The following is a 25,052-nucleotide window of genomic DNA, read 5'->3' as shown; positions in this document are numbered from 1 at the left end:
TGCGTTTGTGCGGCGGTGGTTACCGGACGGCGTGTTCGCGGATGGCCCAGCTGAAGGCGGTTTCCTGCGGTTCCTTATATTCGAGGCCGATGTACCCCTGGTACCCGAGTTCGCGGCTGCGGGCGATCCATTCTCCGAGCGGGAGGGTCCCGGTGCCGGGTGCGCCGCGTCCGGGGTTGTCGGCGATCTGGATGTGGCCGAAGTCCTTGGCGTGGTTTTCGATGACGGATTCGACGTCGTCGCCGTTGACGGCCAGGTGGTAGAAGTCGGCGAGGAGCTTGATGTTCCCGACGCCGGCCTCCTCCTTGACTCGGGTGATGACGTCGAGTGCGTCGTTGGCGGTGAGGAGCGGGTATTTGGGTGCGCCGCTGACCGGTTCGAGGAGGACGGTGCCACCGATGCGGGCAACGCCTTCGGCTGCTGCCGCCAGGTTCTTGACGGCCAGCTCGTCCTGCTCTTCGGGGGTGAAGCCGTCCTGCCGGTTGCCGTAGAGGGCGTTGAAGGCCTTGCAGCCCAGTCGCTCGCCGATGCCGGTGACGACGTCGATGTTGTCCTTGAACTCGGAGCAGCGTCCCTTCCAGGAAACCAGGCCGCGGTCACCGGCGGGCATGTTGCCGGCGTTGAAGTTCAGGCCGGTGAGCTGGACGCCGGCATCCGTGATGGCGTTCTCGAACTTCGTGATCTCGCTGTCGGCCGGGACGGAGGTTTCGAAGGGCCACCAGAATTCGACGGCGTCGAAGCCGGCTGCCTTGGCGGCCGCCGGGCGCTCGAGCAGGGGCAGCTCCGTGAGGAGGATGGAGCAGTTCACTGTGTACGTCATCGTAGGTCCTTCCGAGGAGGGGCTTTGATCTATCTTCCCTTGCTTCCCGGCCTTCACCGTTTCCGCTTTGTGGAATTTAGATTCTGCTTTATGAAAAGTGTAGGGATCGCAGGGTGGGCTAGTCAAGGGGGCGCCGGGGGCAGGACACTGGAAGGAGCTAAGCCCGCTCGTCAGGAATGGAGCCAATCGATCATGACCGGTGCCCGCCTGCGCGTTCTGGCTTGGGTGGTCGCCCTGGCCGGATTCCTTACGGCCTGCACACCGACGACGGGCCTTCCGGAGGCGGCCACCGCACCTGTGTCAACGGCTGCGCCATCCGGAACGGCGCCTGCCGGTCCGGTGGTGGCCGAAGCTGGGGGCGCCCCGACTCTGCCGCCTGCGCCAACGACGGCATCGGCCCCTGGTTTTTCGCCAGCTGCGGAGGCGCCCTCGGCTCCGCCTGCACCGGCTCCGCAGCCCTTCGCCCTGAACCTGTACCGGGAAGGTGACTTCGTTCCCCAGTACACCTTCGACTGGTGTGTTGCCGCGAGCATCCAGATGGCCCATAACCTCATCGACGACACCGGGGGAAGCGGCTGGGCTGACAGGGCGCAGCAAAGCGATTTGTGGGAGATGGCCCGCGCCCGCTCGTCCGACTCGTTCAATGGCGCCAACCCCTATGGCTGGGCGCAAGTGCTGACCGAATCGGGAATGGGTCCCTATCGGGTGGTCAGCATCCCGGACTATGGCGAGGCGCTCCGCACGGCCTCGCGCGCCATGGCCGAGACGGGAAGGCCGGTGGGGTTGGTCATGTGGAGCGGCCGCCATGCTTGGGTCATGAGCGGGTTCGAGTCGCTGGGCGATCCCCGGCAATTCCCCGACTTCTCCGTGACGGGCATTCACGTCCTGGATCCCCTGTATCCCTACGGCAGTACGCAGTGGGGGCCATCGCCGGCGCCCAACAGCCTGCTCAGCCCCGAGCAGCTGGCGACGCAGTTCGTGATCCGCGAGCCGCGGCGCTGGAGCAGCGGACTGCCGGCCGGGTACCTCCTCGTGTTGCCGGCGGCTGCCTGACGGAGTGTGAAGCCAGGGAGGGGCCGCCAGGTGCTTCAAGGGCAGGGCGCTCCCTGCACAGCCAAAAGTCCCCGGCGCCAGAATTCGCGCCGGGGACCTTCTGCGGAGGGGCAAGCTAGTGCGTCAGGTCCTTGCCTTTGGTTTCGGGGATGGTGAACACGAAGGCCGCACTGATCACCAGCAGGAGCACCGCATAGACGTTGAACACCTGCGGTGCGCCCAGCGAGGACCCCAACCACTGCTGCAGGTAGGGGGCCGTGCCGCCGAAGACCGCCACGCAGATGGAGTAGGGGACGCCCACCCCCACGGTGCGGATCGACGTCGGGAACAGCTCTGCGTAGACCGCCGGGACGATTGCTGCGCTCGCCGCCACGAAAATCAACATCACCGACATGCTCACCGCCAGCTGCCAGGCGGAGTCCTTCAACAGCCAGGTCATGGGGAAGTGCAGCACGGCCGAGCCGATGGCGCCGGCCCAGAGGACTTTCTTGCGGCCGATCCGGTCTGAGAGCTTGCCCCAGACCGGCAGCGCAGCGATGAAGACGATGTTGGCGACCACGCCTGCCCAAAGTGCCTCGCCGCGGTCGATCTTCAGCGCCGTGGTGGCGTAGCTTGGCGCCACCACACCCCAGATGTAGTAGATCACCGTGAGGCCAACGGTAAGGCCGATCACCTGCAGCGCCTGCTTGCGGTAGCGGACAATCTGCGGCCAGATCGCCGCACGCTTGGCCGTGGTTGCTTCACCCTCGAACGCTTCGGTTTCATGCAGCCGTGACCGCATGATCAAGGCGTACAGGCCCATGGCCGCGCCGATCAGGAACGGGACCCGCCAGCCCCAGGCGTTCATAGCCTCCGTGGTCAGCGCCATGTTCAGGACAGCCCCCAGGAGGGTGCCGAACAGGATCCCCACGGTTCCGGACGTGTAGATCAGCGTGGCCCAGAATCCGCGGTACTCCTTGGGTGCCATTTCGGACAGGTACGTCTGCGACGATGGCAACTCCCCGCCGTGCGCCAAGCCCTGGACCAGCCGGGCCACCAGGAGCATGAGTGACGCGAACGCGCCCACGCTGGCGAAGGTTGGCGCAACACCGATCATCAGGCTGCCCAGCGAAGCGAGGCCCACGGCGAGCGTCATGGAAGTCTTCCTGCCCACCCGGTCGCCGATCCAGCCGAACAGGAACCCGCCGAACGGCCGGGCCACGAATCCGACGGCGAAGATCGCCAGGGTGGACAACACGGCCGATGCCGGGTCTTCCTTGCTGAAGAGCTGGCTGGCGATGAAGGGGGTGAACGTGGCATAGATTGCCCAGTCGTACCACTCAACGGCGTTTCCGATGCCGGTGCCGACGATGGTTTTCGCGGTGGACATGCGTCCAGTCTGGGGCTTGCTTACTGCGACGGACATGGTGTTCTTCCTGGTCGGTTGGGTCTGGGGGAGAGGAGGTTGCGCTGGTTCCGGAGGCTAGGAGGCCGGGGCGAGGGCGCCCAGCCGCGACATGGCGAGTTCCGCGTACAGCGCGGCCCCGTCAGCCAGCACGCCGTCGTCGAACGTTGCGTACGGTGAGTGGTTGAACGGTGAGGTGGCCGGATCGCCGCCGGGGGCCACGGCGCTGAGGCCTACGAAGGTGCCGGGCACCTCGGCCAGCACCCTGGAGAAATCCTCGGAGCCGCTGAGCGGGGTTGCCCAGCGTGAGAGCCGGCGCTCGCCGAACAGTTCGGTGATCACCTTTTCGGCCGTGTGTGTTTCGTCCTCGCTGGTGATGGTGAGGGGGTATTCCTGCAGGTAGTCGACGGCCACTTCCACCCCGTGCGCTGCGGCGATCCCTTTCAGCAGGCGCGGGACGGCGTCCATCATCTTGTGGCGTGACGCCTCGGAAAAGGTCCGGATGGTGGCCTCGATGCGGGCGGATTCGGGGATGACGTTCCGTTTGGTGCCGGCGTGGAGCACGCCCACTGACAGGACCACGGGATCGAACATGTTGAACTGCCGGGTGACCATCACCTGCAGGGCGGTCACCATCTCCGCGGCAACGGTGACCGGGTCCTTCGCCGAATGCGGCGCGGAACCGTGGCCGCCTGCGCCGAGCACCGTGACTTCCAGCCCGTCTGAGGCGCTGAGCATGACGCCGGGCTTGGTGCAGAAGGTGCCGTGCGGCTCCAGCGAGGAGAACACGTGCATTCCGTAGGCTGACTGGACGCGGGTTCCGGCGGCGTCCAGGACACCTTCGCGGATCATGTAGCTTGCGCCGTCGAACCCTTCCTCGCCTGGCTGGAACATGAGGACGACGTCGCCGCCGAGCAGGTGCTTCTTGTCGGCCAGGAGCGTGGCGGCTCCCACGAGCATGGAAGTGTGCAGGTCGTGGCCGCAGGCGTGCATGGCCCCGTCCGCCTGCGACGTAAAGTCGACGCCGGTCTTCTCCTGCACGGGCAGCCCGTCCATGTCGGCGCGCAGCAGGACTGCGGGACGGGGACCGGCGGCCTCGCCTCCGGGGTGCCCTCCGCGCAGGACTGCGGTGACCGACGTCGTGTCCTTGCCCAGCGTGATCTCAAAGGGGAGTCCGTCCAGTGCCTGGAGGACCTTCTCCTGGGTGCGGGGGAGTTGGAGCCCGATTTCCGGTTGGCGGTGAAGGTCGTGGCGCAGGCGGATGAGGTCTTCCTGCAGGTCCTTGGCGTCGACGGTCGTGGGCACGTGGCACTCCTTGGCAATTGGCATTCGGGCTTGGAGACTATTCTGGAGTGGCGTGGTTCACACTCAGCAAAACCGCTGGAATTATGCTTGAAACTGCGCATTGGGACAGGATTCGCGCATTGGGAGGGCCATGTCAGAAGAGCTGAGCGAGGACGATCTTGCCCTGATCCAGGTCCTGCAGGCCGCCCCGCGGCTGGGCTGGGCGGATGCTGCCAAGGTCCTCGGCGTACATCCCACCACGTTGGCCGCCCGCTGGGAGCGGCTGACCTCAAGCGGCGCATCGTGGGTTACTGCCCACCTGGCCGGGGATCCGAAGCAGATGCTCCTGGCCTACGTTGCGGTGGATTGCGAGATGACCCGGCGTGAAAGCGTCACGGCCCAGCTGGCAGCCATTCCGGAGATCGTCACCGTGGAAGAGGCGGCCAGCAACCGGGACCTGATGCTCACCGTCATCACCCGCTCGCTGGAGGAATTCAGCGACAAGATCGTCTCCAGGCTCAAGGCCATCGAGGGCCTGACCAAGTACCAGGTGGCCCTTTGCACGCGGCTGCACAGCAGCGGGGACGACTGGCGGCTGAACGTCCTGAGCCGGTCCCAGCTGGCTGCGCTCCGGGCGCTCGGCAGCCAGCCCGGGACCGAACCGGGGCCGGCCGCGGGCCGGCTGGCTGAGAGCCACCTCGACCTCCTGCCGTTCCTGGCGCGGGACGGCCGTGCCACCGCCGCGGACATTGCGCGCGCGCTGGGCCGCCACCCGGCCACGACGCAACGCCAGCTGAACCGGGTGCTGGCCAGCGGCATCCTGTCCTTCCGCTGCGAAATCGCCCAGCGCTATTCGTCGTTTCCGGTGACGTGCCAATGGTTTGTCAACGTACCGGCAGGCGGGCATGAGGCCGCGGCGGCGGAAATACGGGCTATCAGCAATGTCAGGCTGAGTGCCTCAACCACCGGACCCACCAACTTCGTGATCATCATGTGGCTGCATTCGCTCGCCGACATCATGTCTGCCGAGTTGGCGTTGCAGCAGAAGGTGCCCGGCATCGAGATCGTCGAAAGTGCAGTGATGCTGCGGACAGTCAAGCGGGTGGGCTGGATGCTGAGGGAAGATACGACGGCGACCGGCGCCGTGGTGCATGAAGCGAGCCTGGGCGCAGCAGAGTGAGTCCGCGGTGCGCTACGCCGTGCGGCCGTCGCCGGCCTCGATGCTTGCCTGCCGCATATTCTTCCTGTCCCGGAGGCTGAAGAACACTGCTCCCGCGGTCCCGATGCCCAGGGCCACGAGGATGCTGGGCCCTGCTCCGCCCGCCGGCCCGAGGGTGGCCGCCAGGATCTGGCGCGACAGCACGGCCATCTCCTGGAAGTCGCCAAGGTAGACGCGGGTCCCGAGGACGTAGTTCACGCTGGTGAAGAGCGCTGGAACAAGCCAGAGCAGGGCCACGTCGGCTGCCCACACCAGGAGCCGGACGAGCGGCCTGAATCCACAACACGCCAGGGCCAGGCCAACCAGGACCGCCGGAAGCCAGCGCCAGGCCATGCTGATCGGGGCGGGGACGGCGTCCGCGCCCGCCATGAAGGTGGTGGCTGCGGCCAGCCAGGAAGCGAAGGGCACCGCCATGAAGCCGACGCCCAACGCGGCCACGGCGCGCGACCTTGCTGCGAGCATCAGCAGCGCCAAGGCGCCGGCAGCTGTGGCCGCGATGGTGCCGCCCAGCAGGCCGGCGAAATACAGGGCTGAACTGGATCCGGGCGCCAATCCGTCGTTGAGTGCGGTGAACGATTGGACGGTGGCACCTATATGGACCAATAGCACACCAAACAGGGCGCCCGCCGTGGCAAGGCCGCGGCGGCACGGTTTCCATACGCGGAGGGCCAGGCCCGCAGCCGCTGCGCCGACCGTCAACAAGGCCACAATGGTGGTTCCCCGGTACTGGCTCAGCGGCAGGAACGTGAGGGGCATGTCCGCCGGAAGGGCGTCGCTGGCCCACAGATTTTGCAGCGGGAGCCGGGCCCCCGTGACCAGCCACGGGGCGAGTCCCACGAAGGCGGCAGCGATGCCGAGCAGGATGGCGGTGCCGGTTTCCGCGGCCGGATTCCGGCCCGCGGATGTGAGGTGGGTCCGGCCGGGGCGCCGGGAAGCTGGGTCCGAGACGGCTGTTCCGGTGTCCTGGAGTGGGCCGGTCTTGTCCTGCGCGGGGTCTTCCATGGGGTCCCTTTGTTCGCCGATGTTGCTTGTTCGCCGGGGCTGCTGGCTCGCCGTTGCGGCCCTTGGCTGGATGGACTATAGCCGCAGCAATAATACGGCGTTTGGAATAAATACTTTAATACTTCCGCATTACGGATTTATCTTTCCGGAAACATGGATTCCCTAGTTTTGGGATGACCCTGCGGCGTTCCGGCGCCGCCATCCGAAGCAGACGCCGCTCCCGTACGGTGTCCCTCCCAACGAACAGGCACACAGCATGAAGATCACCGCCTCCGCCACCACGCGGCCGCCGGCCCAGGATGCACGCAGGAAACCGTTGTACAGGTCCCTTTTCGTCCAGATCCTCGTGGCGGTGGTGGCGGGCGTCCTCATCGGCCACTTCTGGCCGGACCTCGGCGCAGGACTCCGCCCGCTCGGCGACGGCTTCATCCAGCTGATCAAGATGATCATTGCGCCGCTGATCTTCCTGGTGATCGTCAGCGGGATCGCCGCGGTCAGCGACGTCAAGGCCGTGGGCCGGGTGGGCGTCAAAGCCCTGGCCTACTTCACCGGCGCTACCCTGTTCGCCCTGGTCTTCGGGCTCGTCGTCGCCAACCTGGTCCAGCCCGGCGCCGGCCTCAACATCGATCCCGCCACCCTGTCCCAGGACGCACTCAACGCCAAAACCTCCACCGCTCCGCCCAAGGATGCCGGTGCTTTCCTGCTCGGCATCATCCCCACCAGCGTTATTGGCGCCTTCGCTGGCAACAACCTCCTCCAGGTCCTCTGTTTCTCCGTCTTCTTCGGCGCGGCGATCGTCGTCGTCGGCCGTGAACGCTGCCTGCCTGTAATCACCCTGATGGAAACCGTGCTGGAACTGTTCTTCAAGATCATGGGCTGGGTGATGCGTGCCGCGCCGGTGGGAGCGTTCGGCGCCATGGCCTTCATCATCGGCCAGTACGGCCTCGAGTCCCTCGGGACCTACGCGGTGCTGATCGCCGCCTGCTACGGCGCCGCAGTGGTGTTCATCGGACTCCTCTTCGTGGTGGCATGGGCCTACCCCCGGGTGCCGTTGTGGCAGTTCCTCAAGTACACCCGAGAGGAATTCCTGCTGGCCCTGGGCACGGCATCCACGGAGTCCGTCCTGCCGCGGATCATGACAAAGCTGACCAATGCGGGCTGCTCCCGCGCCACCACGGGCCTGGTGGTTCCCACCGGCTACTCGTTCAACCTCGACGGCGCAGCCATCTACCTCTCCATCTCCCTGCTCTTCCTGGCCCAGGCCTTTGGCTACAACCTTGACCTGGGCCAGCAGCTCGCGGCCCTGGGCATCCTGATGCTGACGTCCAAGGGCATGGCTGGAGTTCCCGGATCTGCCTTCCTCGCCCTGTCCGCCACCGCTGGTGCGCTGGGCATCTTCCCGGTAGCCGGCGTAGCGCTCCTCCTCGGCGCCGACCGCCTCATGGACTCCATGCGTGTGGTGGTGAACCTGCTGGGGAACTGCGTGGCCACGTTCGTAGTGGCCAAATGGGAAGGACAGTTCGACCGCGAGGCCATGGTCCGGGCTTTCGCCGGTGGGGACGCGGCGACGGAATCCGCCGGTGGAAGCACGACGACGGCAGTGGCCGGACAGCCGCACGTTGCCACGCTGCCGCACGGGGAAGCGGCGGGAACCGGCGCCGAGATCACGCACCCGGGCGCAGTCTCTGCACAGCCGGCAACCGCTTCGCCGGCGGCAGGCCGGTAGGTCCTGTCGCCCCGCTTTCCTGGGCTGCCTTCCGCACCCGCGCTGTCGGCCCCGGCCTGACCGACCGTCCCCGGAGACTGTTGTCCGGCCCGTGTTGCACACTGTCCCTATGACTTTTGCCAATGTGGGAATGCTCGGAACCAAGCCCGGCCAGCGCGATGCCCTGGTGGCCATACTGCTCCGGCCCAAGCCCGGGATGAGGGAAGCCGGCTGCCTGCTGTACGAGGTGGGGATCAATGACGACGTTCCGGACACGGTGTTCGTCTCCGAACTCTGGGAATCCGCGGAGGCGCACCAGGCATCACTGCAATTGGACAGCACGCGCGCAGCCATCGCCGAGGCCATGCCGCTGCTGTCCGGGGAAATGGCCGGCCACCGGTTCACGGTATTGGGCTCGCCGCTGTAGTAGGGCCGGTGGCGCCACTCGTCGCAGTGCCCGGAAGCCCGGGGCCGGAAATTGGGTTCGGCTTTCGGGTACCGGTCCAGCCTGAGTGGACTACGGTAATCGGGGTAAGGAGGACACATGAAACCGCTGCCCGCGCTTGAACTTGTCACCCGCCTCGAGGATGCCGACTGGCTTGATCCCCTGGCCAAGAGTGTCCGGAAAGCCGTAAAGAAGGTCATCCCGGCCCGTTGGGCCCGCGATGTCCTGCACGGCGTCCCTGTCGGCCACCCGGTCCATCCCCTCGCCGTCCAGGTGCCAATTGGCGCTTGGCTTTCGGCCGGCGTGCTTGATGCCGTTCCGGGAGGCGAGAAGGCCGCCGGTCTCCTGATTGGAGTCGGCGCGGCCAGCGTGGTTCCGTCCGCCCTGGCGGGGTTCACCGATTGGTCGCAGCTGCACCCGCAGCAGCAACGGGTGGGGCTGGTGCATGCGGCGGCCAACGTCACGGCTACCGGCCTCTACCTTGCCTCGCTGGTCCAGCGGGCAAGGGGCAGCCAACGCAGCGGCAAGGTTCTGGCGTACCTGGGGCTGGCCACGGTGAGCGCCGGTGGCTTCCTGGGTGGCCACCTCACCTACCGGCAAGCCGCCGGGGTGAACCACAGCGAGGAAATCCCGCACCGTTTCCCGTCCGGCTGGCATCCCCTGGCGCCGCTGGTTGACCTCCCCGAAGGCGGCCTCCACAAGCGCGACGTGGCCGGGATCCCGCTGCTGGTCCACCGCGAGGGTGACACCGTCAACGTCCTGTCCGACGTTTGCAGCCACCTTTCCGGACCGCTTCATGAAGGCAAGGTCAAGGACGACGGCGGGGACCCGTGCGTCGTCTGCCCCTGGCACCGGAGCACTTTTTCGCTGCGGACCGGCGAGGTCAAGGCCGGGCCTGCCACTGCCCGCCAGCCGGTCTTCGAAACGCGCACCAACGGCGGCCTCGTGGAGGTGTGCCTGCCAGGGGCTGACTGAGCGGGCAGCCTCGGCCCGCGAGCCAAGGCCGTTCGGCCCTACTGCGCGATACGGAACGGCGAAAGAATTGGCTTATGGCGGGTGCCGGCGGAGTGGAACCACGAGTCAACGCCGCAGCGTCAACATGGAGCTGCGCTCGGTGATTCGCCACGCGGGGGTGCGACTGGACGATGCGTGTTTCTGAACCCCGGGAGATCGCTTCCGGCCTCCTGCTCCTGACCTCCGGCAGCGGGCCGATGGCTTCGAACTTCTACCTTGTCCGGTCCGGGCCGGCCTGGGCGCTCGTCGACTGCGGTTGGGGAGGCAGCGCGGGACCAGCACGCATTGCCGTTGAGCGCGTCCTCGGGCCGGGGGCGAAACCTGACGCGATCTTCCTGACCCACATCCACCCGGACCATTCCGGCGCCGCGGGCGCGTTGGCCCGCGCGTGGGAGGTGCCGGTGTACGCCCACCAGGCCGAGTTGCCCATGGCGGCCGGAAGATATGTTCCAGCGCGGTCCATGCCGCTGGACCGGTGGATCACAGCCCCGCTGATGTGGTCGCTGCCGGCCCGTGCGCGTCGCAGGATTGAGGCCGCGGGTGACATTTCGGACCTCGTGCGGCCCCTTCCCCGCAGTGGCGAAGCGCCGGGCCTGCCCGGGTGGGTGGCGGTGCCCACGCCGGGCCATACCGCCGGACACGTTGCCTACTGGCGCGCAGGCGACGGCGTCCTCCTCACCGGCGACGCAGTCGTCACGGTGAACCTGAACTCCTTCGGCGGGATCCTGCTGGGATTGCCTGACCTGTCCGGGCCGCCTTGGTACACCACATGGAATATGGACATGGCGAAGGACTCCGTTGCGCGGCTCGCTGGACTGGGACCCCGCCTGCTGGCACCCGGGCACGGGCAGCCCTTGGCTCTTGGGATCGTTCCCCGGTTGAGGGCCCTGGCCGCGAAGGAGCCAAGGCAGCGGACCGCATTTCGGCGGCGCGCCGCGGGAGCACCCGGGGCTGTCTAATGCGCAGAGATCGAAGCGTCGCCGCTTTGCGGCTGCGGCTCCTCCGGGGCTGTCAGGCCTAAAGTTCTCAGTCAGCACAGGAACCACAACAAAATGCTCAAACGGAGGCCATCATGACGAGCGATAAGAACCGGCCTGACGTCTTTACGCGTTTCACCACCAGGACGGCCAAGATACTCGGACACGCCTGGGTATTCGTCCTCGCCGTGGCTGTACTCATCGTGTGGGCCTTGACCGGTCCGCTGCTGGGGTTTTCAGACACCTGGCAGCTGGTCATCAATACCAGTACGACCATCGTGACGTTCCTGATGGTGTTCATCATCCAGAACACCCAAAACAGGGACACCGCCGCCCTGCATGTGAAACTCGATGCGCTGATGCTCGAACTCAAGATCAGCAACGCGAAGCTGTACGAGGCCGAAGAGGAAGGCGAAAAAGAAATTGAGCGGCAGCGCCGACGGATCGAGGAAGCCGCCGAAGACGGCGGATAGCAGGGTTCCTCGCGTAGTTGCTGGACGAGCCGGCAGCGGCTGCATAGCCTGAAATTGACCGCACCAACGGAACTGCGATAGGGCGGAGGTCCCCTCATGACCATCAAGCTGAACGACGCCGCGCTGCGTCTGGCCCGGAAGCTGATCAAGGACTCCAGAATCGCGCACGATGCCCGCGACGACTGGAGCGAACATGCACCGGACGCTGACCAGGAAAATGCGTTCGTAGACAAGCATGGCTACACGGAATACGCCACCTGGCACCTTGGCGAAGACAGCGACAAGACCCCCGAAACGAAGGGCAGGTACAGCTTTCCCTTCGGGGATTTCCGCCGGCTGCACAGGTGCGCCGTGCTGGCCATCGAAAGCCGGGCCGCCCAAAACAACTACGACGACATCGCCACGGCGGCTAAGTCCCTGCTTGAGGAACTCGACAAGGACTAGTCGGCCCGGCCAGATCTGCCATGAACGCAGGTGATGAGCCCGGGACCATGCTGGACCGGGCCTAAGCACCCGCGGAGCCTGCCCCGATTGCTCAGCTGGGTGCGCTGACCCATTGGCCCCTGCGCAGCACTGCCGCCAGGCTCAGGTCGTGGTCAAGGACCACGACGTCGGCCTGCATCCCGGCGCGCAGGTCTCCGGCCTGCGCCGAGAGACCCAACAATGATGCGGGGACGGCGGAGGCGGAGGTGACGGCATCCCGCAAGGGAACGCCGGCAGCCACGCAGGAGCGGATGACATCCAGCAACGTGCTGGTACCCCCGGCAATGGCACCCGTGGCGTCAACCCGGGCTACGCCGCCGGCAACCGTCACGGCGAGGGAGCCCAGCATGTACTGTCCATCCTCCAGGCCGGTGGCGGCCATCGAATCGGTCACCAGCGTGATGTTCTCCGGCCCCACGAGGTCAAACACCAACTTCACGGTCTCCGGGGCAAGGTGCACGCCATCGGCAATCAGCTCCACCACCGCCTGCCCGGCCTTGGCCGCACTGAGGCTCGCCGATACCGGCCCGGGCGAGCGGTGGTGCAGTGGCGGCATGGCATTGAACAGGTGGGTCACCGTTGGGCGGTTCCGCCCGGTCGCGTTGCCGGCCGAATCCAAAGCCTCCGCCGCGAGCTCCAGGAAAGCTGCCGCCGTCGCATGGTCCGCTGCGGTGTGGCCCAGGGACGGAATGATCCCTTGGGTCGCAAGCCGGGCGGCCAGTTCGGGGGCGCCGGGCAGTTCGGCCGCCAGGGTCATCGATGCCAGGGTTGGCCCCGCCGCGGCCAGCATGCGGGCCACCAGGTCCGGATCAGGTTCCAGGAGCAGGCCGGGATCGTGCGCACCGCACTGGTGGCCCGAGAGGAAAGGACCCTCCAGGTGCGAGCCGGCAACCAACTCCTGGCCTGCCAGCTCCCGCAGCATTCCAAGGTTACGGACCAGGTCCCCGGGCCTTCCGGTGACCAGGCTCGCCACCAGCGTGGTGGTTCCACGGCTGTGCAGGTAGCGTGCCGCCCTGGCGGCGCCATCGGGATCGCCCTCCGAGAAATCCGAACCATAGGCGCCGTGGCAGTGTACGTCGACGAGGCCGGGCACCAGGACCCGGCCCGCGGGTGCTTCCGGCGGAAGTACCCCGGGGAAGCCCTGCGCCGGCGCGGCGAAGGTGACCAGGCCGCCGTCGGCCGCCACCACTCCGTCCGCAATATCCAGCGAGGCGGTGACTATGCGGCCGCGAAGAACAACATCATCGCCCATGATTCAAGGTCCTTTGTTCGTTGAAAGCATCGGTGGACACCGCAGCGGCAATGCGTGCTGCCAGTGTGGGATCCGCGGCGCCGGACCGGTCTCCGCCGCCCGCAGCGCCGCCGTGCCGCGGCCGCGCCGAGGTGTGCACGGCATGGACTCCGGCTTCAAGGAGCGACGGTACCAGCCCCAGGGTGACGCCCCCGCCGGCCATGACCTGGACCGAGGGCGCACTGCGGCGTCCCTGCTGCACAAGCCTGCCCAGCATCTCCAACCCCGCGGCGCAGTCGGGGCGCCCCCACTGGTGAGGACGCGGTCCACTCCGGCGCGCTCCAGCCGGGAGAGTGCCTCGGCAGGGTCGATGCCGGCCGCCAGGGCTGCGTCGAACGCGCGGTGGAATGTTATGGCGGCATCCGGCTTGACGGCCCGCGCTGCCGCCACGATGCGGCGGAGCGCCGGGACGTCCGGGCCGCCATCGGGGGACAAGACGCCAACCACCACGCCCGAGGCTCCGGCTGCCAGGGCCGCGGTGGCATCGCGCTCAATGACATCGAGCTCTTCCGGCGTATACGTGAAGTCGCCGGGCCGCGGACGCACCAGGACATGGACGGGAAGGCCCAGGCCGCACGCCTGCCCGATGGTGCCGATGCTCGGCGTGATGCCCTCTGTTTCCGCCAGGGCGCCGCACAGTTCAACGCGGGCCGCGCCCACGGCCGCGGCAAGCCGGACGCCGCCGGCATTCTCCACCGCCAACTCCAGCTGCGCCCCGGTCCCGGCCGTGGGCACCTGACCGGACCTCAGAGTCCCTGCCATGCCGGCTTCCGGTCGAAGGTGTCCTGGTAATACTCGCGGTGGGCGAGCCGTGAGGCCGCGGCCTCGTCCACCAGCACCGACACGTGCGGGTGCAGTTGGAGGGCCGACGCCGGGCAGGCCGCCGCGACGGGACCTTCGACGGCGGCCGCCACGGCTTCTGCCTTGGCCTCGCCCATAGCCAGCAGCAGCAGGTGCCGGGCCTCCCGGATGGTGCCCAGGCCCTGGGTCAGCACATGGTCGGGGACGTCCTCCGGGGCGTCAAAGAAGCGTGCATTGTCCTGGCGGGTCTGGCGGGTGAGCGTCTTGATCCGCGTGCGGGAGGCCAGCGAGGACATGGGCTCATTGAAGCCCACATGGCCGTCCGTCCCGATGCCCAGGATCTGGATATCCACCCCTCCGGCGGCGGCGATCCGGGCCTCGTAGGCGGCGGCCTCCGCCTGCGGATCCCGGGCCATGCCGTCCAACCCGTGGACCGCGCCGGCGCCGAAGTCCACGCTTGCCGTGAATTCATCCCGGATGACCGAGTGGTAGGACTGGGGATGACCGGCTGGCAGCCCCACGTACTCGTCCAGCAGGAAGGCCTGGGCCGAAGCGAAGCTCAGCCCGCCATTCCGGTGCCGGTCGATGAGTTCGCGGTAAGTCCCCAGGGGTGTGGATCCGGTGGCCAGTCCCAGGACGGACGGGCCGCGGCGGACCTGTTCCTCGATGGCATCCGCGGCCGTGCGGGCCACGTCGTCAGGGGTGGGCAGAATGATGATTTCCATGCGGTGTGATGCTTTCGGCTGGAGGGTGCTGTTGGTGGGCGGTCTACTTTGCGGCTTCGGTTTCCACGGTCACTTCGTCGTCCTCACGGCCCGGCGTGCGCAGGTTCCAGCGCTTGATGACGAACGAGAAGAGGAAGTAGTAGATGGCCGCGTAGCCCAGGCCGATCGGGATCAGCATCCACGCGTTCTGTGCTTTGCCGAAGTTGAGGACGAAGTCGATCAGGCCGGCTGAGAACGTGAAGCCGTCGTGGATGCCCAGTGCGTTGACCAGGGCCATGGACGTTCCGGTCAGGGCGGCGTGGACGACGTAGAGCGGGAACGCGACGAACATGAACGAGTACTCAAGGGGCTCGGTGATGCCGGTGAAGAACGCCGTGAGTGCGGTGGAGAGCATGATGCCGCCCACGATCTTCTTCTGCGACGGCTTGGCGTGGCGCCAGATAGCAAGGGCCGCGGCGGGCAGGCCGAACATCATGATGGGGAAGAATCCGGTCATGAAGGTGCCGGCGGTGGGGTCGCCGGCGAAGAAGCGGTTGAGGTCGCCGCGGACCAGGTGGCCGGAGGCGTCCGTGTAATCGCCGATGAGGAACCACACGCCCGAGTTCAGGATGTGGTGGAGACCGGCGGGGATGAGCATGCGGTTGGCGAAGCCGTAGATTCCGCCGCCGAGTACCGCGTTGCCCGCCACAGCCTGTCCCACTGCGGAGAGGCCTGCGTTGAAGAGCGGGTACAGCAGGGCCAGGACGACGCCGGCCACCAGGCTGGTGACGGACGTCAGGATGGGGACCAGGCGGCGGCCGCTGAAAAAGCCAAGGAAGTCAGGCAACTTGGTGCGGTAGAACCGCTGCCACAGGCCGGCGGACAACAGGCCCACCACGATTCCGGCGAGGACGCCGTAGTTGATCATGGCCGGCTTCCCCGCGGGGTCCAGTTGCCCGTCCAGGACCAGGGGAGACATCGCCTTGAAGACGCCGTCGATCACCATGTAGCCCACCACCGCCGCAAGTGCGGTGGAGCCGTCTGCCTTCTTGGCCCAGCCGACGGCGATGCCCACCGCGAAGATGAGGGGCAGCCAGGTGAAGACGGCGTTGCCGGCGGCGGAGATGACGGACGCGCCGCCTTCGAAACCGGGGATGGCGCCGAGCAGGTCGGCCTGGCCGATGCGCAGCAGGATGCCGGCGGCGGGAAGGACTGCGATGGGGAGCATCAGGCAGCGGCCGAGCCGCTGAAGGGTGGCGAAGGCCCTGTTTGGCTTCTTCTCTGGGGCCAGGGCGGTGGTCTCGGATGTTGACATGGTTGCACCTCTGCGGGGTTCGGGTGGGGGCTTGTGAAGAACGGGTTCCAGCCGGTACTGTCTGGTTATGACCAGTTCAGTGTGATTCATCCCACGGTCCGGTGTCAAGGAAGGAAAATTCCCTCCAGGACGGGCCGCCCGTGGCGAAAGACGCCATCATTGGTCGTACCGGGGCCGCCGGCCCAGGTGTAGGAAGATGTGCTCCGTACGGGCACCGTCAGAAAGGGCAGCCATGTCCAAAGCAGAAAAAATCATCGAAGGCCTGGGCGGAGCCGGCAACATCGTGGAAGTGGAAGCGTGCATCACGCGGCTGCGCACCGAGGTGAAGGACTCCTCGCTGGTCAACGAAGCGTCGCTCAAGGCTGCGGGAGCCCATGGCGTCCTGGCCGCCGGCACCGCCGTGCAGGTCATTGTGGGCCCGGAGGCGGACACGCTGGCCGAAGACATCGAGGACCTCCTCTAGTGGCGCAGTCCTTGCCGGTCCAGGCCCCAATCGGCGGGTCGGTCATTCCGCTGGCCGACGTGCCGGACCCCGTATTCGCAGGCCAGATGGTGGGTTCCGGCGCAGCCGTTGAGCCGCCCGCCGGGGTGGCGTTCGACGTCGTGTCCCCAGTCGCAGGGAAAGTGGTCAAGATGCTGCCGCACGCGTTCGTGGTGGTCGAGTCGTCAGGCCGTGGCGTCCTGACGCATGTGGGCATCGATACCGTCAAGCTCAAGGGCGAAGGCTTTAAGGTGCTTGTGGCCCAAGGGGACGTGGTCGCCGCCGGCGAGCCGGTCATGCATGTGGATCCCACTGCAGCCCTGGCCGCGGGCTACTCAATGGTGAGCCCCGTCGTCGTCCTGGATACCAAGCCGGACACAGCCACCTTGGTGGAGGCCGCCAAGGTCACGGCAGGCGAGCTGTTGTTTACGCTCGGCTGAACCGCCTCACAAGCGGACCTCCATGCTGAGGGAGTAGCGGTCCGAGCGGTACCAGGAGCGCGAATGCTCGATGGCCAGCGCGCCCGAATAGGACACGCGGTCAAACGCCAGCACCGGTGCTCCGGTGCCCGTCCCCAGGAGGGCTCCGATGTCGGCCGGGGCGCCCTCGGACCGGACGCTTTGGCGCGCCCGGTCGATCTGGTGGCCGAACTGCGCAGCCAGGGCCTTGTAGACGGAGCCGGTGAGGTCGATGCCCAGCAGCCCCGGCGCATGCTGGGGGTTGTACCAGGCGTCGTCCACGCTCACCGGGCGGCCGTCCGCAAGGCGGAGCCGCTTCAGGTGGAACGCCTCCGCGCCCGGGGTGAGGCTGAGTGCGGCTGCCGTGTCCGCGGGGGCCGGGACTTGTTCGGCCACCAGGACCACCGTGCTCGGGACGTGGCCCATCGCCTCCATCTCCTGCGTGAAGGAGGCCAGGTGCAGCGTGGACTGGACCGGGGAGTCCGCCACGAACGTCCCCTTCGCCGGAACCCGCACCAAGTGCCCTTCGTTGACCAGGCGGCCGATCGCGGCGCGCACGGTGATGCGGCTGACGCCGTAGGAATCCATGAGGGTCCGCTCGCTGGGAAGCCGGGCGCCGGGCTCCAGCTCCTCCTTGGCAAGTTTGAGGATGATGAGCCGGAGCTGCTCATGCTTGGGGACCTGGGTGTTATTGATGGGCGCGGTCGCCGCCTGCGCCGTGTTGCCTGGTGTGGCGGACATCCAGCCCCTCCTTAGTCTGGAGCGGTCCGGTTAGGACCACTTCCTCGGATTATTCCACACGGAGCCGTCAAGGGGGCGGCGTGCTGGCGGCGGGGGGCCGGACGCCTGGCCGGCAGTGCCAGGAAAGAGGGGAAGGCCAGGACGTTGCTGTCCTGGCCTTCCCCTCTTTTGCCTTTACCTGCCGGGCAGGATGCCTACTGTGCCTTGCTGCCGAACCCTACGCGGGCACTCCCGTCCGCCGGGAGTTCGGGGATGACGTCGCGGGTTGGCGCGCCGCGGAACTTCGGCGAAGGATCCTGGCCCTCGGTCAGGCGCTGCAGCTCCTGGCCTTCGAAATCCTCCTCCTTGCCGAGCAGGATCGCGGAGTCATGGTTGGTGATTTCACCTTTGAATGCCCGCACCATGACGCTGTGGTCGAACTGGCCCTCCCACTTGGACACCACGAACGTTGCCACGCAGTTACCCAGCAGGTTGACCACAACCCGCATGGAGTCCATGAGCCGGTCGGCGCCGAGGAGGAGCGCGACGCCGGCGACCGGGAAGATGCCCAGTGCGGCGGCGGTGGCCGACAGGGCCAGGAACGACGATCCCGGAACCCCTGCCATGCCCTTGGATGTCAGCAGCAGTACGCCCAGGGCCGCCAGCTGCTGGCCGAGGTCAAGGTGGTGGCCGAAGGCCTGGGCAAGGAACAGCAGGGAGATCGACAGGTAGATCGCCGCACCGTCCAGGTTGAAGGAGTAGCCGGTGGGAACCACCAGGCCCGTGGTGGCCCGGGAGCAGCCCGCGTTGGTCAGCTTGGTCATGATCCGGGGCATCACCGCTTCGGTGGAAGCCGTGCCCAGGGCCAGCAGGAATTCTTCCCGGGTGTATTTGAGGAAATGCCAGAGCGGCACCCGGGCAAAGCCCCAGGCCACGACGAACAGCAGGCCAATAAACACCAGCGCAGCGCCGTAGCAGGCAGCAATCAGGACCGCATACGTGCTCAGCGTATCCAGCCCGTATTGGCCGATGATGAAGGCCATGGCACCGAACGCGCCGAGGGGAGCCACTTTCATGATCCAGGCCATGATCTTGAAGATCAGTTCCAGGACCGTTTCCATGACGTTGACCACCGGCATGCACCGCTCGCGGCCGATCACGACGATCGCTGCCCCGAAGAAGACGGAGAAGAAGAGGACCTGGAGGAGGCTGTTGCTGGCGAAGGCGCCGATGACGCTGGCGGGGATGATGTCCAGGATGAACGACGCCGCATCCTTGGGTGCCGCGGACCCGGTCTTCGCGTCCAGGTCCGCCTGGGAGAGGGTGGACGGGTCGATGTTCAGCCCGGCGCCCGGCTGGACGATGTTGCCCACGATCAGGCCGAAGACAAGGGCGAACAGTGTGGCCCCGGTGAAGTAGAGCAGGGCCTTGACGCCAACCCGGCCGACCGCCTTGACGTCGCCGACGGCCGATATTCCGGTGACGATCACCAGGAAGATCAGCGGCGCGATGATCATCTTGATGAGTTTAATGAAGCCATCTCCGAGGGGCCTCAGTTGGGATCCGAGGTCCGGCCAGAAATGCCCGATGAGCACACCTGCCACGACGGCGATCAGAATCTGGAAGAAGAGCGACTTGTACAGCGGCTTCCTCTTCGCGGGCACCGAACTCGCCTTCAGTGCCTCAGGGTTAGGGATCTTCATTGACCTTTGCCTATCAATTGGGAACAGCCCGTTTTCGGGGCTCGTTTCCAACGTAATCCCGGTCACACTTTTCCGCAAGAGGAAAACCAAATTCCACAATACGGAAGGCTAATCCGGCTTTGTGACTGCAGGCAGGGTCAGCCGCGAGATTATGTCGGCTGCCAGTTCATGGGCCGGGACCGAAGCGTCCAGCTTCACGAACCCCGCGTACTCCGGCAGTTCCCGGTATCCCGACTGGAATGAGGCGAGGTCATCAAGGGTCTCGGAATCCGTGCCACGGGAAACGATGCGGCGGTAGGCATCGGCGGGTTCGATGTCCAGGTGGAAGATGGCGTCCGGTTCCGGGAGGCGGGCCAGCAACCATGGAAGGAACCGGCCCCGTGGCAAGCCAACTCCCAACCTGGCGGCCAGCAGGGACATGACACGCCGGCCCGCATGGTTGTTGAGCAACCGGGCCCGGCCTCCCCGGGCCCGGACACCGGCGACCAGGGCACGGGCCGCCGTCGACTTCCCCGATCCGTCGATGCCTGTCAGCACAATGATCATCCGGCCTCCTCCGATGCCCCGTTTAACGCCGCGCCGGGGCGCAACGTCCCGGGTGAGGCGCAATTCACAGGGTGGGGAACGGCCGGGGCCCGGGCAGGCCGCCCGGAGCCAGCCGCCTACATGACCCCCGTAGGTATCAGCAATGCCCAGGCCAGTGCCGGCGCCACCAGCACCACTGCGCCCGCATAGAACATCAGCTGCTTGTAGACCCGCTGGCGGTCGTCGTCGCGGGCGTTGGCCACCACCAGCGCGCCGTCGGTGGAGAAGGGGGAGACATCGACGACGGTGGCGGCGACGGCCAGCGCGGCGATGGTCCCGGAAGCGCTGAGCGAGCTCGTGGCCAGCAGCGGGCCGGCCAGCGGGATGAAGGCGGTCAACAGGGCGGTGGAGGAGGCGAACGCGGAGCCGACGCCGATCACGTAGCACAGGACGAGGGCGATCAGCAGCGGGGCACCGAGCGCCAGGGCCGCCCCGGCGAGGGTGTCGATCACGCCCACGTGCTGCAGCAGGGACACATAGGTGATCATGCCGGCCACCATCAGGACGGTGGACCAGGAGATTCCGCCGATGAACGTCCGGTGTTCCCTGACATTGATGAAGGCCAGCAGGAGGCCCGCGGAGAGTGCCACGAAGCCGATGGGCATCTGGAAGCCGAGGGTACACACCAGCATGCCGGCAATCAGTGCCAGCGTCAGCACCTGCTGGCCGTGCGGGCGGCCCGAGGCGGTGTCAATCTCCGGACCCCGGCCGCCCGCGCCGTCGCGCAGCCTGCCCAGCAGGGCGAACAGGATGATGGTCAGCACCGAGAGGAGCAGGTTCAGCGCGAAGCTGGCCAGGAACAGGCCCGCCTGGGAGATCGGGAAGCCGTTCCGGAGGGCAATGTCATGGACCAGGACCCCGGCCACGGACAGCGGTGAGAACCCGCCTGCATGGGCGCCGTTAACGATGAATGCGCCCATGACCACCGGGTGGATGCGGGATTCATAGGCGAATCCGATGGCAGCCGGTGCCAGCAGCGCAATCGCGGCGGGGGAGAACGTGCCCAGGGAGGTAAGGGCGGCCGCGATCAGGAAGAACACCCATGGGAGCAGCAGCATCCTGCCGCGGACCAAGCGCACGCAGCCCTTGACGATGAGGTCGATCGTGCCGTTCCGCTGGGCCATGCTGAAGAAATACGTGACGCCAATGATGGTCAGGACGATCGTGGCCGGGAAAGCGTCAAGGATCTGCCTGTCCGACATTCCCAGCATGAAGTACCCGACGCCGAAGGACGCCACGAGTCCCATCACGCCGATGTTCAGCGGCCACTTGGTGGCGGCAACGAACATCACCACGAGGATCACCAGCGGGATGATCTGGACTGCAGTCATGGTCGGCTCCGGGTTCGGGGTTGCCGGCTGGCCATGCCGGCCATCGTCCACAGCAGGATACGACGCCGGGCGGACCCATGCCGGGATGACGTCAAGGATTCAGCGAATACGAAATCCCAGGCCGTAGGCTGGAAGCCGGTCCGGGTGACGCCCCTGGCCGCACTCAGCAGTTCCCAGGTGAAAGGCAGGACCATGATGATCACCAAGGACGATGTCGACCAGGCGGCACGCCGGACGGCGGGGCTGATTCGAAAGACCCCGGTGTTGGCGGCGGACAGGGACGACGCCCCGGGCCAGGTTTGGTTCAAATGCGAATTCATGCAGCACACGGGCACGTTCAAGGCCCGTGGCGCGCTGAACCGGATCCTGGCCAGCAAGGAGCGCGGTGAACTGCGCGCGGACGTCGGGGTGGTGGTGGCCTCCGGCGGGAACGCCGGCCTGGCCAACGCCTACGCCGCCGCCCGGCTCGGGGTGCCTGCCACCGTTTTTGTTCCCGAAGCCGCTCCCGCGGTCAAAGTCCACAAGCTCAAGGCCATCGGAGCCACCGTGGTCCAAGGCGGTTCGGAGTACGCCGCGGCCTACCAGGCAGCGGTGGCGCACGCGGAACAAACCGGTGCGGTCTACTGCCACGCCTACGACCAGCCCGAAATTGCCGCCGGAGCCGGGACCGTGGGCTCCGAACTGCTGGAGCAGTTGCCGGACGTGGACACCATCCTGGTGGCCGTGGGCGGCGGCGGGCTGATGGCCGGCGTGGCCGCCGCCGTCGAAGGCTTCGCCAAAGTAGTGTCCGTGGAACCGGAAAGCGCACCCACGCTGCACGCCGCCCTGGCGGCAGGAAAACCGGTGGACGTCGCGGTGTCGGGTGTCGCCGCGGACTCCTTGGGTGCCCGCCGCATTGGCGAGATCGGCTTCTCCGTCGCGGTCCGCTGCGGCGTCGAAAGCGTCCTGGTCGCCGATGAACAGATCGTCGCCGCCCGCTCCGCGCTGTGGAACGACTACCGGATTGTGGTGGAGCATGGTGCCGCAGCCGCCTACGCCGCGCTGGCCTCCGGGGCTTACGTGCCCGGGAAGGACGAACGTGTTGCCGTGATCCTGTGCGGCGCGAATACAGACCCGGCGACGCTCTGAAAGGTCACCGGCCGCCCTGAGGGGCGGCCGGTTCCTTCGCCCGGCAGCCTAGCCGGCGGCCTGGCCGCAGAACTTGCTGTAGGTGCTGCCGGCTTCCTGGTAGCCGGACTGGAGATCGGCGAGCTTGTCCTTGTCCGGGTTCTCCTTGGCCTGTTCATCCGTGTACGCAAGGATCGAGGCGAGGGCGGGCTTGAGATCGTCCGACGCAACGGCGTGGATGGGCCGGATCTGGTTGGCAAGGTTGTTCATGCCCGTCTTGCCGGCGTTGTTGGCGGGGTTCGACACCACAGCCTGGATCCGCTCACAGGTTTCAGCGGTGGTCAGTTGGTGCGAGGCGGAGCAGGCCGTGGCGGAGGCAACGAGGCCGGCGGCAAACAGGGCTGTGGCGAGTTTCTTCATGGGTCCCTCAGTAGTGGTCAGAGGTTTCGATTGTAAGCAGATCGGGTACCCCCTCGCCTTCGCGGAGGCTTTCATTGCTTCTTCCCTGGGTCCCTTCCGGCCCGGCAGCCGCACCATCGAGGACCCGCCACACGCCACCGAACGCACCACTGGCCGGCAGGAGAACCTGCCGGCCAGTGGTGCTTGACCCCGCTGCTGCAGGATCAGACGGTCCGGGGGGCCTTGGCCAGGTTGGCGGTCAGCTCAGGGGCCGTCTGCCGCTTCACGTAGGCCGGGCGGTCACGCTCCACGCGCCAGCTTTCCGAGAGCGGGCCGACGTTGACCGTGTCGAAACCAAACTCGTCGTACAGGCGCGTGACCAGTTCGGCGGCCTCCGGGTAGTCGCTGGCGGTGGCCAGCGCACGCCGGTTTTCGGTTCCCGCCGGCGTTCCGTCGGAGGTGATGTCCTTGGCCATGATGTGGTTGAATCCCTTGGCCACCTTGGACCCGGGCAGGTGCTGCTGGAGCAGGCCGGAGGTGGTGGCCTCGCCGTTGTCCAGGGCGGGAATCCTGCCGTCCCGCTCCCAGTAGTAGTTGTTCGTGTCGATGACGATCTTGCCGGCCAGCGGCTCGGCCGGAATGTCCTTGTAGTTCTTCAGCGGCACCGTGACCACGGCAAAGTCGCCGGCGGCTGCAGCCTCGGCTGCCGTGGCGGCGCGGGCCTTGGGTCCAAGCTCAGCCACCAGTTCCTGGAGGGTTTCCGGGCCTCGGGAGTTGCTGATGACCACGTCGTAGCCCAGCGCCACGGCCTTCCGTGCAACCTGGCTGCCAATATGTCCTGCACCGATGATTCCGATTGTTGTCATACGGGCGGCAACACCGGGCCGCGCCAGGATATTTCAGGGCCCTGCCGGCGCGTCAGTTCTGTGGGCTGCGGGAATGCTGCGCGGCCCGGTCCACGATTTCGTGCGCAATCGCATGGACCTTCTTGTTCAACGCCTGGCTTCGTTGGCTGATCAGCTCATAGGCTTCGTCCGCGGTGACGCCGGTGCGGCCCATCAGGATGCCTTTTGCCTGCTCGATGACCGCGCGGTTGCGGGCCGACGCGGCGACCGCCTCTGTTGCCAGCTGGTGCCGGTCCGAATGGATCGATTGGGTCAGATCCACCACCACACCCCAGACTCCCACCGGCGCACTGTTTTCGATGATGAAGTCCGCCGAGAAGAGCAGCTTGTGCTGCCGGTCCTTTCGGTCCCGGATGGACACGTAGATCGATGACGGCCCGCCCGACGCCGCCACGCGGTCCCAGAACGCCTGCACGGTGGGCCTGTCGTCCGGTTCGATGTGGGCGAGGGCCATGTCCATTGAGGGTATGACGTCGCCACGCTCGTAGCCGTAGATGCGGTAAAGGTCGTCAGACCAGCGGAAGATGCCGTCGGAGAAGAAGTATTCCACCAGCCCGGTGGGGCAGTTGAGGTACGCGGGACTGAGATCCTCCGCTGATTCCGGAAGTGAAGAGATGCTGTTGGAAGTCACAGTGGGGCCGTTCGACGTGCTGTATCCGTGCTCCCCTGGCCCGGAAATTCAAGTGAACAGAATATAGCAGTTCCCGTCGCCGGGATGGGCCCTTGTCCGCTTACATTCCCAGGTAGCGGCCGGGCCGGTGGTTCAGGGCCAGGACCAGGTTCAACAGGGTGGCGCCCACCGCGGACAGGACCACCATCAGCGGCGCAACGAGGACCAGGGATGCCAGGACGATGGCCACATCCAGCACCATCTGCACGTAGCCTGCGCGCCACGCGAACTTCTCCTGCAGGAGCAGGGCCAGGATGTTGAAGCCGCCCAGGCTGGATTTGTGCCGGAACAGGATGAGCAACCCGACGCCGGCGAGCAGGTTTCCGCCCAGCACGCCGTACAGCGGGTCCAAGTGCACGGAGCCGAATGCGGCAGGGTGCACGCCGGCCAGGACCGAGACCAGTGCGATGGCCGCCCCCGTGCGAAGGGCGAAATCCCAGCCTTTCTTCCAGACTGCAAGGGCGAAGAACGGCAGGTTGACCGCAAAGAAGATGATGCCGAACGGCAAGGGCACGGTGTAGCTGACCAGCAGCGCCAGGCCGGCGGTTCCGCCCGTCACCGCCCCGCTCGACTTGAGCAGGAACAAGCCCAAGGACGCTGCGAAGGTGCCGGTAAGGATGCCCAGGACGTCCTCGACTGCCGAATGGCGGACGGCCGACGACGGCCCTGGACGCGCCGCCGTCGGCCCTTCCTGGTGCCCCGGGCCGTCCATGCTGGGTGCGG

28 protein-coding genes are annotated in these 25,052 nt (G+C 66.8%); 12 read left to right on the top strand and 16 right to left on the bottom strand.

The window, feature by feature from the left end; translation table 11 throughout:
• Nucleotides 1-19 precede the first annotated feature (19 nt).
• Complete coding sequence (locus ACX5I6_RS02445; RefSeq protein ID WP_461839346.1) at nt 20-820, bottom strand: hydroxypyruvate isomerase family protein; 801 nt, start codon at nt 818-820, stop codon at nt 20-22.
• A 192-nt stretch (nt 821-1,012) separates the two neighbouring features.
• On the opposite strand from ACX5I6_RS02445, the gene ACX5I6_RS02440 reads away from it, so the two are divergent.
• On the top strand, nt 1,013-1,873 hold the full coding sequence (locus ACX5I6_RS02440; protein WP_461839345.1) for a hypothetical protein: 861 nt from the start codon (nt 1,013-1,015) through the stop codon (nt 1,871-1,873).
• Between the two features lie 115 nt (nt 1,874-1,988).
• Here ACX5I6_RS02440 and ACX5I6_RS02435 read toward each other — a convergent pair whose 3' ends face one another.
• Nucleotides 1,989-3,242: an MFS transporter gene (locus ACX5I6_RS02435; RefSeq protein ID WP_461839344.1), complete on the bottom strand. Its 1,254-nt coding sequence runs from the start codon at nt 3,240-3,242 to the stop codon at nt 1,989-1,991.
• Between the two features lie 93 nt (nt 3,243-3,335).
• Entirely contained in the window at nt 3,336-4,562 is a 1,227-nt protein-coding gene (locus ACX5I6_RS02430) for a M20 metallopeptidase family protein (RefSeq protein ID WP_461839343.1), read from the bottom strand.
• Nucleotides 4,563-4,692: 130 nt separating this feature from the next.
• Here ACX5I6_RS02430 and ACX5I6_RS02425 point away from each other — a divergent pair, with 130 nt between their 5' ends.
• A complete protein-coding gene (locus ACX5I6_RS02425) occupies nt 4,693-5,721 on the top strand; it encodes an Lrp/AsnC family transcriptional regulator (RefSeq protein WP_461839342.1) in 1,029 nt (342 codons plus the stop codon).
• 12 nt (nt 5,722-5,733) lie between these two features.
• Here ACX5I6_RS02425 and ACX5I6_RS02420 read toward each other — a convergent pair whose 3' ends face one another.
• Nucleotides 5,734-6,762 carry a hypothetical protein gene (locus tag ACX5I6_RS02420; RefSeq protein WP_461839341.1) on the bottom strand — a complete coding sequence of 343 codons (1,029 nt, stop codon included), beginning with the start codon at nt 6,760-6,762 and terminating at the stop codon, nt 5,734-5,736.
• 256 nt (nt 6,763-7,018) lie between these two features.
• Here ACX5I6_RS02420 and ACX5I6_RS02415 point away from each other — a divergent pair, with 256 nt between their 5' ends.
• The 6 genes from ACX5I6_RS02415 (at nt 7,019) to ACX5I6_RS02390 (ending at nt 11,820) form a co-directional block, all read left to right on the top strand.
• Nucleotides 7,019-8,488 carry a cation:dicarboxylate symporter family transporter gene (locus ACX5I6_RS02415; protein ID WP_461839340.1) on the top strand — a complete coding sequence of 490 codons (1,470 nt, stop codon included), beginning with the start codon at nt 7,019-7,021 and terminating at the stop codon, nt 8,486-8,488.
• 109 nt (nt 8,489-8,597) lie between these two features.
• A complete protein-coding gene (locus ACX5I6_RS02410; protein ID WP_461839339.1) occupies nt 8,598-8,894 on the top strand; it encodes a putative quinol monooxygenase in 297 nt (98 codons plus the stop codon).
• A gap of 117 nt (nt 8,895-9,011) precedes the next feature.
• Nucleotides 9,012-9,887, top strand: coding sequence for a Rieske (2Fe-2S) protein (locus ACX5I6_RS02405; RefSeq protein ID WP_461839338.1), 876 nt, complete (start codon nt 9,012-9,014; stop codon nt 9,885-9,887).
• 170 nt (nt 9,888-10,057) lie between these two features.
• The gene (locus ACX5I6_RS02400; protein WP_461839337.1) at nt 10,058-10,885 is read left to right on the top strand and encodes an MBL fold metallo-hydrolase; all 828 of its coding nucleotides are present in this window, start codon (nt 10,058-10,060) and stop codon (nt 10,883-10,885) included.
• A gap of 113 nt (nt 10,886-10,998) precedes the next feature.
• Nucleotides 10,999-11,376 (top strand): low affinity iron permease family protein, encoded by a 378-nt coding sequence (locus ACX5I6_RS02395; protein ID WP_018760881.1) that lies wholly within the window; start codon nt 10,999-11,001, stop codon nt 11,374-11,376.
• A gap of 96 nt (nt 11,377-11,472) precedes the next feature.
• Complete coding sequence (locus ACX5I6_RS02390) at nt 11,473-11,820, top strand: hypothetical protein (protein WP_461839336.1); 348 nt, start codon at nt 11,473-11,475, stop codon at nt 11,818-11,820.
• 91 nt (nt 11,821-11,911) lie between these two features.
• On the opposite strand, the gene ACX5I6_RS02385 is transcribed toward ACX5I6_RS02390, so the two are convergent.
• From ACX5I6_RS02385 to ACX5I6_RS02370, 4 genes are read right to left on the bottom strand one after another with little or no spacing between them, the layout of a single operon-like run.
• Nucleotides 11,912-13,111, bottom strand: coding sequence for an N-acetylglucosamine-6-phosphate deacetylase (locus ACX5I6_RS02385; protein WP_461839335.1), 1,200 nt, complete (start codon nt 13,109-13,111; stop codon nt 11,912-11,914).
• Nucleotides 13,112-13,114: 3 nt separating this feature from the next.
• Nucleotides 13,115-13,912: a copper homeostasis protein CutC gene (locus ACX5I6_RS02380; protein ID WP_461839334.1), complete on the bottom strand. Its 798-nt coding sequence runs from the start codon at nt 13,910-13,912 to the stop codon at nt 13,115-13,117.
• Nucleotides 13,897-14,676, bottom strand: coding sequence for a glucosamine-6-phosphate deaminase (gene nagB, locus ACX5I6_RS02375; protein ID WP_461839333.1), 780 nt, complete (start codon nt 14,674-14,676; stop codon nt 13,897-13,899). The genes ACX5I6_RS02380 and nagB overlap by 16 nt, the downstream gene beginning before the upstream one ends.
• Nucleotides 14,677-14,719: 43 nt before the next feature.
• Nucleotides 14,720-15,970 (bottom strand): PTS transporter subunit EIIC, encoded by a 1,251-nt coding sequence (locus ACX5I6_RS02370; protein WP_461839332.1) that lies wholly within the window; start codon nt 15,968-15,970, stop codon nt 14,720-14,722.
• 232 nt (nt 15,971-16,202) lie between these two features.
• Between ACX5I6_RS02370 and ACX5I6_RS02365 the strand changes: the two genes are divergently transcribed.
• Entirely contained in the window at nt 16,203-16,433 is a 231-nt protein-coding gene (locus ACX5I6_RS02365) for a glucose PTS transporter subunit EIIB (RefSeq protein WP_018760887.1), read from the top strand.
• Nucleotides 16,433-16,891 carry a PTS sugar transporter subunit IIA gene (locus tag ACX5I6_RS02360; RefSeq protein WP_461839331.1) on the top strand — a complete coding sequence of 153 codons (459 nt, stop codon included), beginning with the start codon at nt 16,433-16,435 and terminating at the stop codon, nt 16,889-16,891. The genes ACX5I6_RS02365 and ACX5I6_RS02360 overlap by 1 nt, the downstream gene beginning before the upstream one ends.
• 6 nt (nt 16,892-16,897) lie before the next feature.
• Here ACX5I6_RS02360 and ACX5I6_RS02355 read toward each other — a convergent pair whose 3' ends face one another.
• From ACX5I6_RS02355 to ACX5I6_RS02340, 4 genes are all read right to left on the bottom strand, one after another.
• Nucleotides 16,898-17,650 (bottom strand): GntR family transcriptional regulator, encoded by a 753-nt coding sequence (locus ACX5I6_RS02355; protein WP_461839330.1) that lies wholly within the window; start codon nt 17,648-17,650, stop codon nt 16,898-16,900.
• A 194-nt stretch (nt 17,651-17,844) separates the two neighbouring features.
• Nucleotides 17,845-19,332 carry a cation:dicarboxylate symporter family transporter gene (locus ACX5I6_RS02350; protein WP_133831829.1) on the bottom strand — a complete coding sequence of 496 codons (1,488 nt, stop codon included), beginning with the start codon at nt 19,330-19,332 and terminating at the stop codon, nt 17,845-17,847.
• A gap of 108 nt (nt 19,333-19,440) precedes the next feature.
• On the bottom strand, nt 19,441-19,878 hold the full coding sequence (locus tag ACX5I6_RS02345; protein WP_461839329.1) for a dTMP kinase: 438 nt from the start codon (nt 19,876-19,878) through the stop codon (nt 19,441-19,443).
• A gap of 116 nt (nt 19,879-19,994) precedes the next feature.
• Nucleotides 19,995-21,248: an SLC13 family permease gene (locus ACX5I6_RS02340; protein WP_461839328.1), complete on the bottom strand. Its 1,254-nt coding sequence runs from the start codon at nt 21,246-21,248 to the stop codon at nt 19,995-19,997.
• Between the two features lie 195 nt (nt 21,249-21,443).
• Between ACX5I6_RS02340 and ACX5I6_RS02335 the strand changes: the two genes are divergently transcribed.
• Nucleotides 21,444-22,376 carry a threonine/serine dehydratase gene (locus tag ACX5I6_RS02335; RefSeq protein ID WP_461841655.1) on the top strand — a complete coding sequence of 311 codons (933 nt, stop codon included), beginning with the start codon at nt 21,444-21,446 and terminating at the stop codon, nt 22,374-22,376.
• Between the two features lie 48 nt (nt 22,377-22,424).
• On the opposite strand, the gene ACX5I6_RS02330 is transcribed toward ACX5I6_RS02335, so the two are convergent.
• Nucleotides 22,425-22,775 (bottom strand): hypothetical protein, encoded by a 351-nt coding sequence (locus ACX5I6_RS02330; RefSeq protein WP_018760895.1) that lies wholly within the window; start codon nt 22,773-22,775, stop codon nt 22,425-22,427.
• Between ACX5I6_RS02330 and ACX5I6_RS02325 the strand changes: the two genes are divergently transcribed.
• The gene (locus tag ACX5I6_RS02325; protein ID WP_461839327.1) at nt 22,774-22,962 is read left to right on the top strand and encodes a hypothetical protein; all 189 of its coding nucleotides are present in this window, start codon (nt 22,774-22,776) and stop codon (nt 22,960-22,962) included. The genes ACX5I6_RS02330 and ACX5I6_RS02325 overlap by 2 nt on opposite strands.
• Before the next feature lie 16 nt (nt 22,963-22,978).
• Here ACX5I6_RS02325 and ACX5I6_RS02320 read toward each other — a convergent pair whose 3' ends face one another.
• The 3 genes from ACX5I6_RS02320 to ACX5I6_RS02310 all read right to left on the bottom strand — a co-directional run bounded on the left by ACX5I6_RS02320 (nt 22,979) and on the right by ACX5I6_RS02310 (nt 25,041).
• On the bottom strand, nt 22,979-23,647 hold the full coding sequence (locus ACX5I6_RS02320; protein WP_461841654.1) for an NADPH-dependent F420 reductase: 669 nt from the start codon (nt 23,645-23,647) through the stop codon (nt 22,979-22,981).
• Nucleotides 23,648-23,672: 25 nt separating this feature from the next.
• Nucleotides 23,673-24,290 carry an ANTAR domain-containing protein gene (locus ACX5I6_RS02315; RefSeq protein ID WP_461839326.1) on the bottom strand — a complete coding sequence of 206 codons (618 nt, stop codon included), beginning with the start codon at nt 24,288-24,290 and terminating at the stop codon, nt 23,673-23,675.
• A 100-nt stretch (nt 24,291-24,390) separates the two neighbouring features.
• The gene (locus tag ACX5I6_RS02310; RefSeq protein ID WP_461841653.1) at nt 24,391-25,041 is read right to left on the bottom strand and encodes a YitT family protein; all 651 of its coding nucleotides are present in this window, start codon (nt 25,039-25,041) and stop codon (nt 24,391-24,393) included.
• Nucleotides 25,042-25,052: the final 11 nt, after the last annotated feature.

This window comes from Arthrobacter sp. MMS24-T111, assembly GCF_054888995.1.
This window is presented reverse-complemented; position numbering and strand designations above follow the sequence as displayed.